Origin of the sequence: Porphyromonas cangingivalis (assembly GCF_900638305.1) — a bacterium.
Lineage (GTDB): Bacteria > Bacteroidota > Bacteroidia > Bacteroidales > Porphyromonadaceae > Porphyromonas_A > Porphyromonas_A cangingivalis.
In genome coordinates, this window is sequence record NZ_LR134506.1 from 1,049,947 (window position 1) to 1,065,617 (window position 15,671).

Annotated in this window: 13 protein-coding genes; 7 read left to right on the forward strand and 6 right to left on the reverse strand. The window is 48.2% G+C overall.

Annotation, left to right across the window (positions count from 1 at the left end):
• Nucleotides 1-27: 27 nt before the first annotated feature.
• Genes EL262_RS04385 through EL262_RS04410 form a run of 6 tightly spaced genes read right to left on the reverse strand, consistent with a single transcriptional unit; the run spans nucleotide 28 to nucleotide 7,047 of the window.
• A complete protein-coding gene (locus EL262_RS04385; RefSeq protein ID WP_420874818.1) occupies nucleotides 28-702 on the reverse strand; it encodes an ABC transporter ATP-binding protein in 675 nt (224 codons plus the stop codon).
• Nucleotides 703-730: 28 nt separating this feature from the next.
• Nucleotides 731-1,927, reverse strand: coding sequence for an ABC transporter permease (locus tag EL262_RS04390; RefSeq protein WP_025837157.1), 1,197 nt, complete (start codon nucleotides 1,925-1,927; stop codon nucleotides 731-733).
• A 3-nt stretch (nucleotides 1,928-1,930) separates the two neighbouring features.
• On the reverse strand, nucleotides 1,931-3,253 hold the full coding sequence (locus tag EL262_RS04395; protein ID WP_025837155.1) for an ABC transporter permease: 1,323 nt from the start codon (nucleotides 3,251-3,253) through the stop codon (nucleotides 1,931-1,933).
• Nucleotides 3,254-3,266: 13 nt separating this feature from the next.
• Nucleotides 3,267-4,517 (reverse strand): ABC transporter permease, encoded by a 1,251-nt coding sequence (locus EL262_RS04400; RefSeq protein ID WP_164715432.1) that lies wholly within the window; start codon nucleotides 4,515-4,517, stop codon nucleotides 3,267-3,269.
• A 4-nt stretch (nucleotides 4,518-4,521) separates the two neighbouring features.
• Complete coding sequence (locus EL262_RS04405; RefSeq protein WP_078735571.1) at nucleotides 4,522-5,787, reverse strand: ABC transporter permease; 1,266 nt, start codon at nucleotides 5,785-5,787, stop codon at nucleotides 4,522-4,524.
• 12 nt (nucleotides 5,788-5,799) lie between these two features.
• Nucleotides 5,800-7,047, reverse strand: a complete 1,248-nt coding sequence (locus tag EL262_RS04410) for an efflux RND transporter periplasmic adaptor subunit (RefSeq protein ID WP_025837151.1) — start codon at nucleotides 7,045-7,047, stop codon at nucleotides 5,800-5,802.
• A 256-nt stretch (nucleotides 7,048-7,303) separates the two neighbouring features.
• On the opposite strand from EL262_RS04410, the gene EL262_RS04415 reads away from it, so the two are divergent.
• The 7 genes from EL262_RS04415 to rpmA all read left to right on the forward strand — a co-directional run bounded on the left by EL262_RS04415 (nucleotide 7,304) and on the right by rpmA (nucleotide 15,607).
• On the forward strand, nucleotides 7,304-8,284 hold the full coding sequence (locus tag EL262_RS04415) for an acyltransferase family protein (RefSeq protein WP_078735572.1): 981 nt from the start codon (nucleotides 7,304-7,306) through the stop codon (nucleotides 8,282-8,284).
• A gap of 492 nt (nucleotides 8,285-8,776) precedes the next feature.
• On the forward strand, nucleotides 8,777-11,326 hold the full coding sequence (locus EL262_RS04420) for a TonB-dependent receptor (protein WP_126464355.1): 2,550 nt from the start codon (nucleotides 8,777-8,779) through the stop codon (nucleotides 11,324-11,326).
• Nucleotides 11,327-11,341: 15 nt separating this feature from the next.
• Nucleotides 11,342-12,190 (forward strand): GLPGLI family protein, encoded by an 849-nt coding sequence (locus tag EL262_RS04425; RefSeq protein ID WP_078735574.1) that lies wholly within the window; start codon nucleotides 11,342-11,344, stop codon nucleotides 12,188-12,190.
• A gap of 245 nt (nucleotides 12,191-12,435) precedes the next feature.
• Nucleotides 12,436-12,801: a ribosome silencing factor gene (rsfS, locus tag EL262_RS04430; RefSeq protein WP_025837145.1), complete on the forward strand. Its 366-nt coding sequence runs from the start codon at nucleotides 12,436-12,438 to the stop codon at nucleotides 12,799-12,801.
• A 13-nt stretch (nucleotides 12,802-12,814) separates the two neighbouring features.
• Nucleotides 12,815-14,842, forward strand: coding sequence for an ATP-dependent zinc metalloprotease FtsH (ftsH, locus tag EL262_RS04435; protein ID WP_025837143.1), 2,028 nt, complete (start codon nucleotides 12,815-12,817; stop codon nucleotides 14,840-14,842).
• A gap of 156 nt (nucleotides 14,843-14,998) precedes the next feature.
• Entirely contained in the window at nucleotides 14,999-15,313 is a 315-nt protein-coding gene (gene rplU / locus EL262_RS04440; protein WP_025837141.1) for a 50S ribosomal protein L21, read from the forward strand.
• Nucleotides 15,314-15,355: 42 nt separating this feature from the next.
• Entirely contained in the window at nucleotides 15,356-15,607 is a 252-nt protein-coding gene (gene rpmA / locus EL262_RS04445) for a 50S ribosomal protein L27 (RefSeq protein WP_025837138.1), read from the forward strand.
• The last annotated feature ends 64 nt before the right edge of the window (nucleotides 15,608-15,671 follow it).

A 15,671-nucleotide genomic window follows, 5' to 3' on the forward strand; every position in this document is an offset into this window, starting at 1 on the left:
CAAGCGACAAAAAACTCTCCCTCGGCATCAAGAGACCTGACGGCCGTCGAGGAAGCGGACGATGCGTGAAGTCTCCTCTGCCTTACCCTCATCGTGGGTCACCATGACGATGGTACGGCCATCTTCCTTGTTGAGCTGATGGAGAAGGCCCATGACCTCAGCCCCCATCTTCGAGTCGAGATTACCCGTAGGCTCATCGGCAAGGATGATCGAGGGGTTGCCGATGATGGCACGAGCGATGGCCACACGCTGACACTGACCACCCGAGAGCTGTGCAGGGAAGTGGCGCATACGGTGGGAGAGCCCTACCTTTTCGAGGACCTCCTTGGCGAGTCTGTGGCGTTCGCTCGCACTGACCTTGCGATAGAGGAGTGGGAGCTCGACATTGTCGATGACGTTGAGCGAATTGATGAGGTGGAAGCTCTGGAAGACGAAGCCGAGGTTTTCGTTGCGGAACTTTGCCAGATCCTTGTCCTTCATCTTATCGGTCTCGATGCCATTGAGGATGACACGTCCCGAAGTAGGATTGTCGAGGAGTCCCATGACATTGAGCAGGGTGGACTTGCCACAGCCCGAAGGCCCCATGACGGCAAGGAACTCGCCCTCATCGACTTGGAGATTGACATTTTCGAGCGCGACGGTCTCTATTTCTTCAGTGCGGTAAATCTTGTGAACTTGTTCGAGTGAAATGATCTTTTTCATGTCTGTAAGTATTTAATATTATTGATTATTATTCGTTTCTGAGGGCATCCACGGGATTGAGAGCCGCAGCCTTGTGTGCAGGTATCCATGCACTGAGAGCTGTGATCGCACCAAGGAGGATGAGGGTAAGGGCATTGGCGATGATGAAACGCCACCACTTGTTGCCCGTGATGTAATGGATCGACTCTTCTCCCAGCAGGTCGTTTTGGACAATATCCGCCTGACAGATACCGATATTGATGAGTAGCGCAGGGATGGCCGCCAAGCAAAGGATGAGGAGTGCCTCGATGATGAACTGTGCCTGTACCTTGCGACGTGACGAGCCGAGTGCCATACGCAGACCGATCTCGCTGCGACGCTTCTGGTTGCGGAACCAAAACGTACCGATCACACTGAGAGCAACGTTGCAGAGCATGAAGACCATGATCCCCATACGGATGCGTTCTTCGGTAAGGGAACCAAACGAAAGGGCCATGGCATCGTGTATCTCTTTGGGGGTCTGTATGCTTGGGGTGACTTCGACCTTGAAGCGTTCGATGTCGAAGTTGTCACCGACACGGATGCTCACCAATGGTATCTTGGGCTGAGGTATGGTGGCGGGGATGAAAATGACTTCGCTGGGTTCGATGTAAGGCATACGCTTCTGATCTCGGACGATATCCACGACACGGTAGTAGCGTCGAAAGAAGACGGTCTTGCCGATGGGATATTCGTCCCCGAAGAGTTTCTTCGCAATCCCTTCTGTCAAGATACACTGCCTATTGTCGCTGAGATCGAGATGTGCGGGCTTGCCTGTGATCACCGAGGGTGTGATGAAGATGTCGAAGTACTCTTTGTTGTCGACCCTCTTGAACTGCAAGTGGTGCTCTTCGACATCTGTCGAGTCCCTACTGATCATCCCACCATTGTACGATCCTACGTGTGGAGAGAGTGCGAAGTCCGATGTCTCCATGACGTGAAGGATCCCGGGGAAGGCTCTCATCTTGGTCACCACGGCATCATGCTCCTCTTGCCCTTCACCGTTCATGGCTCGGTTGAGATCTATGGTGGTGACCATGTAAGTGTCGGAGTCGTCGAAGCCATTGGGCAGGAGGCGATTGTGCAACAGCGTGAAGAAGTAGTCGAAAAGGATCGAACTGAGGATAAAGATGATGAGCATCTCCGCAAAGATCCACGCATTGCGACGACGCAGCGTCCATATCTGTCTGAGTGTATGTCGTATCATGATTTAGTAGTGGTTTGTGGGATTGTCGTTGAGTGAGTAAGTGATGCTCTTCTTCGTGAAGTGATAGGCGGGTACAAGTCCCGAGAGGACATTGACGACGAGAGCAAAGAAGACTGTGATCACGAAGACGAACGGATCAAAAAGCATACTCGGGGTGATGCCCTTATTTCCCCATGTCAAAGTCTCAAGATCGGAGGCATAAAGAGAAAGTCTGCCGATGAGCATATCGGAGAAGTACAGGATCAAGAAGTAGGAGACCAAGAGACCCAAGAGAGCACCAAGGAGGGTGAGGAGGAAGTTCTCGATCAAAACTTGACGGAGGAGCACACCGTTGGGCGCACCGAAGGCCTTGCGCACCCCGATCTCTCGGAGTCGTTCTTCCATCTGACTGCTGTTGAGCCCCGAAAGGTTGATGGCAGGGACAAGGAGGACAAGTAGCAGGATGATCGAAGTCTTGAGCATGATGTCCTTCATGTCGGCACCTCTGTTACCTCTTCGGAATGAGTGCACCAAGGCGCTTTCGGGCTGACCATCGAGATGGATGTTGTGGGTCAGCGGAGCTTCGAGTTGTGCCACTTTCTCTTTGATCTCATCCCTCATGGCCTTTTCGTCCGAAGACTTATTCAGACGTATGACAGTGGTGAAGAAGCCGAGGACATCCTCATCGTCATCCGCCTTTTCGTACCCTGGGACTATGGTGTAGGGCAAGAAGACAACTCCGAAGGATGTCTCCAGAAGGTACGAACCATCTTCGACAACGCCCGATACTCGGTAGTCTTTGCCGTTCATGACAAAGTGTTGACCTGTGGCTTGGGTATCGGGAAAGAGCTTGTCCGCAAGCCCCTTCGCAATGACGGCAGAGGGGAGACCCGACTCGAAGTCTGCTTGAGAGAAAGGCTTGCCCTCGACAAACTTATACCGGTAGACTTCCCAAAATCCGGGGTCGGTGTACTTGACCGATACCTTTTGGTCGGCGATACCGTCTCCCATCTTGATCTGATAGCTGCTCTTGAACTCCTTGATCGACGCAGACACAGCCTTAGGTGTCTTGAGGCTGTACACGACTTCCTTGACGAACCTGTGTGACAGCAGCGAACTGTGATAGTTGTCGATGGTCGTGTCCTTGGGCGTCAGTGCGATGTGCTGGATATGAAAGAGCTTGTCTCTCTCCTGCTCGGGATAATAACTCCTGCTCCTGAGGAAAAAGAAGATCGCCACAAACATCACCATGGAGATACTGAGGGCAGTACCGGCGACATATATCAGGCTGAAAAGTTTGTTTTGCTTGACCAGCTGCCAAGCTTGTTTGAAGTACTGTTTTATCATAGTCGTAAAGATTTTATTCATCTTGAAGGGCTTCGACGGGATTGACTTTGGATGCACGATCGGCAGGGATCATTGCTCCGATGACGGTGATGCCGAGCATCAACACTCCCGTAATGGCTATCGTCACAAAGTAACGGCTCCACGTGTATGCAAGCATATCATTGAGCGTAAAAGTCATATCCCAAAAAGCAAGGTTGGCAGTGATGAGAAAGGCCGGTACAAAGGCGATAGAAAAGAGCACCACACTCTCCATCAAAATATACCTATGCACCCCTGCACGCGTAGAGCCGAGAGCCATACGCAGTCCGATCTCTCCTCGACGGCTTTCCATGGTGAACCAAAAGGTCCCAAGGATACCTAAAAAAACAATGAAGACGAAAAAAATGAGCATGCTTGAGATGATACGGATATACTTCGTCACCCCATTGACAGCATCGAAGACATCGGCTCTGAAATCGTATGAAACAAAACTGAACAAGTAGTAGGGTCCGATGTTTAGTCGCTCTCTCATGTCTTCGACAAACTGCTTCCCAAAGCCGGCGGTGTCTGCCTCGGGCTTCACCCTCACTCCTATGATCGGAATGACGTAAGCAAAACGACGAGGATCAAGTGGGGTATGTATCATGGGCTCATACACTCCATACGTGTCGTACTTCATCGAAGAGGAGACACCGACGACCTTTAGAGAGGAAAGTTCGGGATTATAATAGTCTCTGAAAGAGCGACCCACAGCATCTGAGGTGTGGAACAGTGAGTCTGCCAACTCATGGGAGACAACAGCACTGAGAGGTGTACGACTTCTTTCCCACTCAGAAAATGCTCCGGCAAGAGGTGCCACCTTGAACACCTTATCGTACCCCTCACTCACATAACGTATATTGGCACGATGCACCTTTGCACTATCCACGGTGTACCCTTGGAAGATAACACCGTGTGAAAACGGCTCACTTCCCTCATAATAAGCCACACTCTCGATACCGGGATACTCACCCACCATCCTTACGATGTGCTCAAAAGGAGCGATCCATTGAGCCTGCACACTGTCGAGATCTTGCCTATTGACTCTCACCGTAGGATTGTATCCCAAGCGAAGACGATAGACATGCTCGGTGTTGATACCTGCCGGCTCTACATTCTTACGCACAACGACATAAAGAAAATCCACACAATACCAAAGAAGTACGGAGACTATCAGAAGTTCGACGATAAGCCAAAGGTTAGACTTACGATTTTTCCATATTTGTTTCAGAGCTATTGTCCACATGATATTATTCACCTTTGATGATTTGTATGACGGTCGTACGAGATGCATTCCAGACAGGGATGGCTGCGGAAAGGAGGTTGACAAGAATGCAGAAGAGCAACATCCAGCCAAAAAGTCGAGGACTGAAGAATGCCTCTACAGGAAGATCAAAAGCCTCAGAGGCGTTGATCGCCATAATGTCAGCAAGAAGCAGATTTTTGAAAAAGACTATCGCTACAAACGAAAGCAATAACCCCACAAAGCCTCCAATGAGGGTCAGTATCAAGTTCTCAAAGAGGAGCTGACCTGTGATCTTGGTATTCGTGGCACCATAAGCCTTACGGACACCGATCTCCTCCTGACGCTTCTTCATCTGTGTCGAAAGGAGTCCTGACATGTTTATCGCAGGGACGACAAGCAGGATCAGGATTGCGAAAACAAATATCTTGACGGGATTATTTTTCTCTCCGGCGAAGAAGCTCGACCGTGCCTGAGTCGTCATCGTGAGTTCAAAAGTAAACTCTCTCAGATTTTCATTCACCTCCACGACCTTTGCCTCGATCTCCTTTTCCAAATCGGACAATGACACTCCGGGCTTGGTAAGCACAAAAACTTGACAGTTGCCCAAAAGACCCTCGGAGCGTTCGGGAGCCCAATTCAGATCCTCTTGATCAAAGGTGACCCACACATCGCTGTAAGCGCGATTGAAGAATGAGCTTACCTCCTTCACGACCCCAACGACTCTGTAGTCCTTGAAGTTGATACTGATGGTCTTGCCCAAGGCTTCGACCGTACCATACAACTTTGTTGCGAGACGATCTGTGATAATACACTCACGACGACCCGCCTGAGCCTGCTCCGCCGTGAAAGCCTGCCCTGCCAAGAACTCAAACCGAAACATACGGAAGTAAGCATCATCCACAGGACTGACCACAGCTTTATCGCTATTTACAGCACTCGTGCCTACATAAGCGGCCCCTTCCCCCTTATCGACACAATAGCTCACGAGCTCTGCCCCTCGGAGATTCCCAAAGATCTGTTTTGCCACCTTTCCCGAAAGTCCGGACTGCATCTGTGACTGATCTTTGGTGAGGTAAGAAAATCCACTCACACTGTACAAGAGCCTCGAACGATTGATCTCGGGGGCAATGTCCATCGTCTTGAATGAATACACCATATACAAGGTCATCACAAAAGCTATCGTAAGTGCCGTAGCGAGGGCAGATATAAAGCTGAAAAGAGGATTGGCCCTCCACAGCCGGGTCACTTGTCTCAGATATTGTCGTATCATATCACACTCATTTTACTTAGAGACCTTCAGTTTATTCTTGTTACGGTACTGGCTCATGTCCGAGACGATGACCTGCTCACCCTGCTCCAGCCCGGAGATCACTTCGACAAACTCATAGTTGCTGTCCCCGAGTTCGACCTTACGCTTGACAAGTTCGCTCCCTTTCATCACAAAGAGTTCGTAATGCCCTTTGCCCGAGTAGTAAGAGCCGTTCTTGATACGGACGACATCATCCTTGACTGCATTCATCACATACACATCCGTCTTGAGACCCGAACGAAGGCGAGGATGAGCATCCTCATCGAGTTGGACAGAGAACTGGATGATACCGTTCTTGGACAAAGGAGTGACACTGCTCACACGTCCCCCAAGCTCTTCTTGTCCGACCTTCACCACGACCTTATTTCCGGTAGCGACACGGTCGCCGTAGCTATCAGCAATCTCACCATCGACACGGAAGTGAGACAAGTCCGATAGGATCGCAATCGCAGTCCCCTGACCGACGGTCGTACCGACCTGACTGTTGATGAAGGTGAGGATACCCTTCCGTGGCGAAAGGATACGGGCATCATCGAGGGTACGTTTGGTCTCGGCAAGACTCTTACGAAAGATGGCAAGATCCAGCTCCTGAACCCTAAGCTCGGCATCAGCGATCATACGGTCATTTTCCAACTTCTTATGCGCCTGCTCTTGCTCCAAGCGAGCCACGTCATAGCGCAACTGCACCTCACGCACCTTGTCGGTCGTACCGGCACCGATACTGTCGAGGTACTTCTCATTGCGTACTTCGACCTGCATCTTGTCGATCTTCATACCGTTGACCTTGAGTTCCATTTCCGCATTGCTGAGTGCGCTGTTGTTCTTAATGCGCTGCTGTTCGAGCTTATAAGTACGCATCTGAAGCTCATCCAACATCTTGTTGTACTCTGTCTCTATGCTCTGAAGGTCGAGACGAAGGAGGGGCGTACCTACCTCCACCGAGTCACCCGCTTTCATGTAGACCTCCTCTATACGGCTCGCAATGGGTGCGATGATCGTCTCCTCAAAGAGGGGGGCGACCTTACCCGATGCACTCACCGACACCTCTATGGTGCCACGGTCGACGGAAGAGACCCTAAGGTCTTTGACGTTGATGATCTCACGCATGAGAGAGATAAGCACAGCCACAACGGCAACCGAACCGACGACGACACTGCCATACTTGATCCATCTCTTTCGCTTCTCCTTGCGGAGGGTTTCTTTGGGTATTTGTCTGTCCATAGTGTTACGATGTTTCTTTATGCCAAACATTGTGCAAGCGCCGTGCCAAAACAGACAAACATCTGATTACCAACACAAACACATTTTCACACCTGTCCACTATCGCACAAAAATGTACGAAAACGGACACCTTCAAGCGGACACTTCGGCCACAAACGCCCCTTCCCCCCCAACGAGATCAACGAGGGTAAAATTGCATTCTTCACGAACAATGATTACTTTCGCATCCTATTGATTTTATTTATCCTAACCTCCGATGGACCGACCTTCCACACCTTACCGACAACGATCGGGCGAAATAGACTACGTCAAGAGCATCCTGATCATCCTAATGATCATCTTCCACTTGGTGTACATCGGAGACAAGCACCCCTACCTCAAGGCAGTGGTCTACACTTTCCATATGTCGGGATTCCTGCTGATCTCGGGTTTTTTGATGAATACGAAGAAGGACACGAAAGCCGTCCTGACCTCCCTCCTTTGGCTCTTCGTGCCCTATGCCATCATGGAAACGGGCTATGTCGTCATGGCTTCGATGATCCCGATACGCGAACATATAGACTCCCTCACCCCGCTCCTCCTCGTGGACAAGATATTCCTCCACCCGATAGGGCCATACTGGTACTTACACACGCTCATCATCTGTTATGTGATTTGGTATCTGATCGATAGGTTTGCAGGAGAATGCCTTGCCATCAGTGTCTTCTGGGTCGTTGTTGCCCTATATGCCCTGTCTCACACGGACATCATATCAGTGGACAATGCCCTGTACTTCATGCTTGCTGCTTTGATCAAACGGCAAGGCCTGAAATTTGACAGGGTGTTTTATGCGACCGTGTGGGCAATCATCCCACTCATTGCCCTTTGTTGCTTCCCAAGCAATCTCGACCGTGGCACATTGGGAGGGGTAACTATCACTTATCTTGCAATCAGCTTTTTGCTCTCCCTCTACCCTCACTTCCCAAAGAGGGCAAAGGAGATCAGCGAATTTGTTGGCCGAAATACCCTCCCCCTCCTACTATTCTCTCCCATATTCACCCACCTATCCAAGCCTCTCGTCCCTGTACTATCCTTCGACCCCACAGGCCTTCTCTTTACAGCCGTCGCGGTACTATTTACCGTGATGGGGAGCTTCGCCATCGCCTGGCTGATCGACAGAAGTGGTCTGTCTCGCGTCTTTTGGGGCAATCGGGAAAAATTTTCGTGGAAAGGGCTAAGACCCCTCTCTCAAAAATAAATCAACCTCAAAATCCTGCTTCATCCACATTTCGGAGTCGGACAGAAAAACACGATCTCTCGGCACGCCATCGTGAAAGCGTAAGCCATATGAACTTCACTTTAAGACATCAAATCGTGCTCCTTACCAACCTCCCACCTTATCCAAATGATTTGAACGTATGACACACAACGACATAATCCAATCAAAATGAGGACACAAAGCACAAAAAATCTGTAAATTCATTTGTATAACTCACAATATTGAGTAATTTTAGGCTGAGCGGTAAGTTAAAAACAACACAGCTAAAAGACCATGTCCATCCATATGGATTCAAAGAGCCAGTTGAATCACATGAAAAAGAACATTTCGTACGCTTATCTGGATCGAAAAGTAAGGGGCAAATGCCACACCTTACTTCTCTGCAAAAAGATGTCACTCCATTATAATTGGGTATTTAATAACCATTAAAAAGCCGGCAGATTATAGTTTTCTCAAGGCTGGATTACACCCATGATATTTACCTTCTTACTATCCTTCATACTGAGCACACGCCTTTCACCTCCACCCGAGGAGACCTCTTTCGTAAGTGGACAGGTCGTAAGCATCGAAAACACACCGATAGATGCTGCGACCATCCTGCTCTTGCCCCATGTGGGAGAAAGAGTCTTGGCTTCGGGCATGAGTGATTCGGAGGGAAGGTTTAACTTATCACTGAGAGTAATATTGGCAGAAGACTCCGTCAGATTCAGGGTCATGCGCGTCGGCATAAGACCCCAAATATTCACAAGATCTGTCAGTAGCCTTAAAAATATCATCTTGAAGGTAGACGAACGCCCTGTAGAACTACGGGGACTGGACGTAAAAGCAGAAAAAATATCAATCTCCGGTGATACGATAGGCTTCAATATTGCCGCATACAAGAACAGCACCGACGAGACTCTTGCAGATGTCTTGAGGAGACTCCCCGGGATCAACGTTTCACATAATGGACAGATCTTTTATCAGGGAGAACCCATCAGCAAGTTCTACATCGAAGGATTGGATATGCTCAAAGGAAGATACGGCATAGCAACAAACAGCCTCCATCCTGATGATGTGAGTAGCATTGAGGTCATGGAACGGCATCAGGAGATAGAAGCTCTGAAAGAATTTTCTCGAAGCGATCGTACCGCGATCAACGTAAAACTAAAATCTTCAAAAAGAGGCGTATGGATCGGTAGTGCAGATCTCGCGGGAGGGATTGAAAAGGAAGGGGTATGGGATGGTAAACTTCTGCTCTCAAGGTTTCGCAAAAAGAGTCAACAGCTGGGTCTGTTACAGACAAATAACACGGGGAAAGATCCGAGCATCGGATTTCGCTCTTTCGGTGCCACTCAAGATAGACTACCATCTCCTTTGGCCGATATAACTCTCCCCAAGCCATCCTTGAGTGAAGAGCACACTTACACTCACAATAAAGACATTGCCGGCAGCATCAATATGATACAATCGCTGTCAGAAAAGACAGTCTCAGGTTTCAATTTCATTATGACCAAGGGACAAGAGTTGCTAAAAATGCATGAAATCTCCACACATATACTCCCCAATGGCCAAGAAGTAAGATTTGACGAAATATCAGATGGAGCGAAACAATCGAATGAGTATGCAGGGATGTTGCACCTCAATGTAAACAAAGCAGAAAGGTATGTGGACACCCGCTTCTCAATCGACTTAGGGAAACGAGAAAGTACAGTGGATATCCAGGCCGAGTCGCCCTATAAAGTCTCTCAAAAAGAGACACCGATATCGCTATCCCACAAGCTTGTCTGGACAGAAGTCTTTGATCAAATCGGGCTAAACTTCAAAAGCAACAACAGCTATTTCTCCTTTCCTCAACATCTGCTCCTGAATGATAAGTCTCAAGTCCTTAGAGAACAATCATGGCATGGGGATTATGCCTTAGACTTATCAATCAGAAGCCTCATCCCCCACACCCAGACCTCTTTGGGCATCTCCTGCAAAAACGAGACGTCGAACATGGAGACAAAGACTCATAAGATTAGAAAGCAACAGCTTCAAACAGAAATTACCCCTGAGATTTTTTATAGTCGTCGCAAAGTGCAGTGGTCATCAAAGCTAAAAGTAGCTTATACTTCTCTCCATCTTATGAATTCTGAGAAGAGTCAGTACCGAAAAATAACATTTGAGCCCGACATTTATTTTAGTTACGTACCCGACAGATACTTATCTTTTGATGTCGCCTACCGACACTCTACCCAAACTCCGGACATACGGATGCTCTACGACTTCCCTTTATATACGGGGCATCGGACATCTTCGAAATACCAGGGGATATTATTCCAAAGCTCCGGACATTTGCTTAGAGGGCGTATCAACTATAAGGATGTCCGAAAAATGCTGTTTAGCTCCCTTTCCTTAAACTATACGAATAATGCACCAAAATATTTGTTTGGCAATAAGATTGAGGCAGACACCGTTACGTTCACCTCTCATTCCACTGACCGACGGGCAACGGTGTGGACAGCCGGTCTGAGACTATCCAAAGGCTTTTTCTTGAAAAGTCTCAAACTTGGGCTCGAAACCACATATACTAAGATACAAGGGCCTCTTCTCTTGCAAGATCAGATCGTCGGACAAAAAACAGAGTTGAGTAGCCTCAGAGCAGACTTGTCTCTGAACCCCAACTCATTTACAGAAGTGGCACTACAAAGCGAAGCTCAAGGGATCAGGTCTCACATAGATATGGGACAATCCCTACCCTCAATATTGGCATTGAATACCGAAGCACGTATTGCCATCAAACCTTCAGAGCAACTTCACCTTGTATTGGACTATAAGCACTTCTACAACAACAGCAATACCTCGGTGCCAAACTTTCATCTGCTGAATGCAATGATTCAATATAAAATCAACAAAATCGGGCTTTATGCCAAAGTGCAAAACCTCTTCAACCAAAAGACATACAGACATACCCGCACAAACCGGTTCAGTAGCTACGAAACACTCTACAACCTCAGAGGACGTATGGTACTGATCGGTATTCGTTTCAAACTAATTTAATCACGCTAAAAAACTATGAAACACGTACTTTTTTCTCTTTTAGTATTAGTTCTACCAGTTCTTTCGACAAGTCTTTCAGCTCAGAAGTTCATCATCGCTGAAGATTTAGTATTGTTGCCTTTCGATGTGACACGTTGGGAAACAGTAGACAGCACATTTCTGAAAGTCCGCTACGAGCGTGTCGTCAACGACCCAATGCGCAAAAGCGGCATACGAAAAGAAGACTTTACCCTTCAGATCGGACACCACATAAGCAAGTATTATAGCGAACACACTAACTTGATGGATGAGAGGTTCTCCGGTCTTAGAGAGGATGGGATGAAGATGGTTTGGTTTGACGGTAGTAGCATATACCAAAATATGCCGGAAGGAAAAATCACTGTCGTCCAAAGAGAATACTTCTCGCCTCAAGAAGAATCCGCAGCAAATAAATACGAAGAAGAACTCCCCTCTTTCACATGGGTTTTCGAATCTGATACGATGACCATCTTGGGACATCTTTGTCACAAAGCCATAACCTCTTTCAGAGGTCGCACATGGGAGGTATGGTATGCCCCTGACATACCGGTTGCGGTGTATCCATGGAAGTTCAATGCCCTACCCGGGAGTATCCTTGCTTTCAATGACACAGAGGGTATCATCAGCTGCACAGCAAAAGAAATACTTCAAGTGTGCGAACCCATCAAATGGTTCAGATGGCAGTATCAAGAAACAACGAGAGAAAAACAACTGCAGTACATGAAACAAATCCATGAACGTCCCTCTCTCATCCTACAAGACGGTGAACCGACGCAACAAATGTCTTCACGGGGTCCTGAAACAGCCAATACAGCAATCCCATATCAGCCGATGGAGAAAGAATAATAAATTCGGGGGGGACATCCCTTGAGATAAAGGTAAAATAGGATCCTTCCGATAGCAGATAACGCCCGACAGTCGCTCCCGAAATCTATAATTTTCGGGAGGTGTGACCGAACACTTTCGCCCCTCTGCTTGTTTTAGTCACATACGTGCTCAAAAACTCTCGAAGTGACATGGTGGAAGAGTTGGCACGCTTTTTGCTAATTAAGACTATTGATCACATAATCTAAAATAATCGCAGAAGCAACTTGAAAACAACAACGGCTAACTCCAAAGCTCTCGTCGATAGCATCGTAGAGGGCATCAAAGAGAAAAAAGGTAAAAATATCGTAATCATAGACATGGCGAATGTCGATGATTCCATCTGTAACTACATGGTCATCGCCGAAGGGAATACCCCTGTACAAGTAGAGGCCATACAGGATTCCGTGCTTGACACTGCTCGTATCCAGACGGGCGAAAAGCCTCTGCACACCCATATTGGTAATGGTGAATGGGTAGCCATGGACTATGTCGATGTCATGGTACATATATTTGTGCCTGCTCTGAGAGAGTTTTATAACATCGAGCAACTTTGGGCGGACGCCAAACAAATCCGCTTGGAAAACGACTAACTGAAAACAGCACATGGACAACCAAAACATGAACAATAACCCCCTCAACAGAAATCCAAAGAAGTCGGGTATGCCGAAGTTTGGATTTGGGTGGCTATACATCATCCTTTTGCTCATCATCGGGAGCTTGTTCTTCCTACCGGGAGAAGAAGATGTGAAGAGGGTGGACTGGAGCGAGTTCCAACAAATGATGGAGCGTGACGAATTCTCCAAAATCACCGTACAGTCTGCCAAAGGAACAGTCCTGGGAGAGGTCAAGGAAAATCCTCAGAGCAGGGTATCGGCACACGACAGCACATCAAAGACGCTACCAACAGGGAAGCCCCTACTCTCTCGTACCCTCGTAAGCACAGATATGCCGGGAACGACAGCCTTCAATGACATCTATCAGAAGCTATTGGAACGTGAGCAAAGGATCACTGCCAAAGTTTCGTATGACAATAGGAAGGACTCTTTCTGGCCCATCATATTGAATATAGCACCTTTCCTGCTCATCATAGTCTTTTGGATCTTCATTACTCGTAGAATGTCTTCGGGGACGGGTGGTGCCGGTGGAGGGGTCTTCAATGTCGGAAAGTCTAAGGCTCAACTCTTTGACAAAGAAAATAAGGTCAAAGTGACATTCAAGGATGTTGCCGGACTGAGTGGGGCTAAGCAGGAGATCGAAGAGATCGTCCACTTCCTCCGTGCACCCAAGACATACACCGATCTCGGAGGTAAGATCCCCAAAGGGGCACTCCTCGTAGGACCTCCGGGGACAGGAAAGACACTGCTTGCTAAGGCTGTGGCCGGAGAGGCTGATGTGCCATTCTTCTCCCTTTCGGGCTCAGACTTCGTGGAGATGTTCGTCGGCGTGGGGGCTTCTCGTGTGAGAGACCTCTTCAAGCAGGCCAAAGAGAAAGCACCATGTATCGTCTTCATCGACGAGATCGATGCTGTCGGCCGTGCCAGAGGCAAGAATGCAGGCTTCGGTGGCAATGATGAGAGAGAAAATACGCTCAATCAGCTTCTCACGGAGATGGATGGATTTGACACCAACAGCGGGGTGATCATCCTTGCCGCGACAAATAGAGTGGATATCCTCGACAAGGCCCTCCTCCGAGCAGGACGCTTTGACCGTCAGATACAGGTAGATCTGCCAGACCTCAATGAGCGTAAAGAGATATTTGAGGTACATATGAGACGCCTCAAATTGGATGAGTCTGTGGATATCGACCTTCTATCGAGACAGACCCCGGGCTTCTCCGGTGCCGACATCGCAAATGTATGTAATGAAGCAGCACTCATTGCTGCACGTAATGGCAAGACATCCATAGATCGTGACGACTTCACAAGTGCCATCGACCGTATCGTGGGTGGCCTCGAGAAGAAAACAAAGATCACGACACAGGAAGAGAAAAAGGCCATTGCCATCCATGAGGCGGGTCATGCTACTGTGTCTTGGCTCTTGGAGCATGCCAATCCGCTCATCAAAGTGACTATCGTCCCTCGTGGACGTGCGCTCGGTGCAGCTTGGTATCTCCCCGAAGAGCGACAGATCACTACGACAGAACAAATCCTCGACGAGATGTGTGCCATCCTCGGTGGTCGAGCTGCCGAAGAAGTGGTATTGGGTCGTATCTCCACAGGTGCAGCGAACGACCTGCAGCGTGCCACACGTATAGCTCAGGCAATGGTCACATACTTCGGCATGAGTGACAAACTCCCGAACATCAACTATCAAGATACCCAAGGGGAGTATGGCTTCACTAAACCTTTCAGCGAAGAGACTGCTCGGAAGATAGATGAAGAAGTACTACGCATCATCAACGAACAGTATGCGCGAGCGAAGGATCTTCTCTCGACACATAGAGAGGGACACCGCAAGATCTCGGATATGCTCTTCGAGAAGGAAGTCATCTTCACCGAAGATGTAGAAAACATCCTCGGCAAACGCCCTTGGAAGTCTCGCACCGAAGAGCTCTTGGAACCGACACAAAAAGAAGGGGAGACAGAGCCTACGAAGCAGGAGGAAACGGTGGTGGATAACACCGGCGAGTAAACTAAAGCACTGCACTTAAAACATTTAGTGCTCCGAACACTTGACAAGAGAGGTAAAAATCACTACCTTTGCACAGATTATTCCTACCTGGGTTCGATAAGAGGTGCCTAAAAGCATCCACCCAAAGGGTATTAACTTGATAAATTACAATACATCATGTACGGAATCGTAGAGATTCAAGGCCAACAATTTAAGGTCGAGAACGGACAAAAGCTATTTGTCCACCACATTAAGAATGTCGCTCAAGGTGACACTGTCGAATTTGACAGAGTTCTTCTCCTTGACAACGGTAGCGTGAAGGTCGGTTCACCTGTCGTAGACGGTGCCAAGGTCGTATGCGAAGTACTTGACCCACTCGTGAAGGGTGAGAAGGTGCTTATCTTCCACAAGAAGCGCAGAAAAGGCTATCGCAAACTTAATGGCCACCGCCAACAGTTTACAAGACTCGCAGTCAAGGAAATTATTGGTTGATTTATCACTCATATTTTTTTAATCTAAAAAAGACAAAGGATCATGGCACATAAAAAAGGTGTTGGTAGTTCTAAGAACGGTCGCGAATCACACAGCAAGCGACTTGGTGTTAAGAAATATGGTGGTGAAGTAGTAAAGGCGGGCAACATCATCGTTCGTCAACGTGGCACTCAGCACCATCCCGGTGACAACGTAGGTATGGGTAAGGATCACACACTATACGCGCTTATCGATGGCGTGGTAGTGTTCTCTCGCAAGAGAAATGACCGCTCATTCGTATCTATCCAAGCTTAAATCGGACATCCGACAAAGCAAATAGAACAAAACAAGCTATACAGTGGCGATGTCCTCCTTTAGA

Excerpts from the sequence above, each read along its gene's own strand:
- EL262_RS04385 (WP_420874818.1), bottom strand. The coding sequence starts at position 702 with ATGAAAAAGATCATTTCACTCGAACAAGTTCACAAGATTTACCGCACT.
- EL262_RS04390 (WP_025837157.1), bottom strand. The coding sequence starts at position 1,927 with ATGATACGACATACACTCAGACAGATATGGACGCTGCGTCGTCGCAAT.
- EL262_RS04395 (WP_025837155.1), bottom strand. The coding sequence starts at position 3,253 with ATGATAAAACAGTACTTCAAACAAGCTTGGCAGCTGGTCAAGCAAAAC.
- EL262_RS04400 (WP_164715432.1), bottom strand. The coding sequence starts at position 4,517 with ATGTGGACAATAGCTCTGAAACAAATATGGAAAAATCGTAAGTCTAAC.
- EL262_RS04405 (WP_078735571.1), bottom strand. The coding sequence starts at position 5,787 with ATGATACGACAATATCTGAGACAAGTGACCCGGCTGTGGAGGGCCAAT.
- EL262_RS04410 (WP_025837151.1), bottom strand. The coding sequence starts at position 7,047 with ATGGACAGACAAATACCCAAAGAAACCCTCCGCAAGGAGAAGCGAAAG.
- EL262_RS04415 (WP_078735572.1), top strand. The coding sequence starts at position 7,304 with ATGGACCGACCTTCCACACCTTACCGACAACGATCGGGCGAAATAGAC.
- EL262_RS04420 (WP_126464355.1), top strand. The coding sequence starts at position 8,777 with ATGATATTTACCTTCTTACTATCCTTCATACTGAGCACACGCCTTTCA.
- EL262_RS04425 (WP_078735574.1), top strand. The coding sequence starts at position 11,342 with ATGAAACACGTACTTTTTTCTCTTTTAGTATTAGTTCTACCAGTTCTT.
- ftsH (WP_025837143.1), top strand. The coding sequence starts at position 12,815 with ATGGACAACCAAAACATGAACAATAACCCCCTCAACAGAAATCCAAAG.
- rplU (WP_025837141.1), top strand. The coding sequence starts at position 14,999 with ATGTACGGAATCGTAGAGATTCAAGGCCAACAATTTAAGGTCGAGAAC.
- rpmA (WP_025837138.1), top strand. The coding sequence starts at position 15,356 with ATGGCACATAAAAAAGGTGTTGGTAGTTCTAAGAACGGTCGCGAATCA.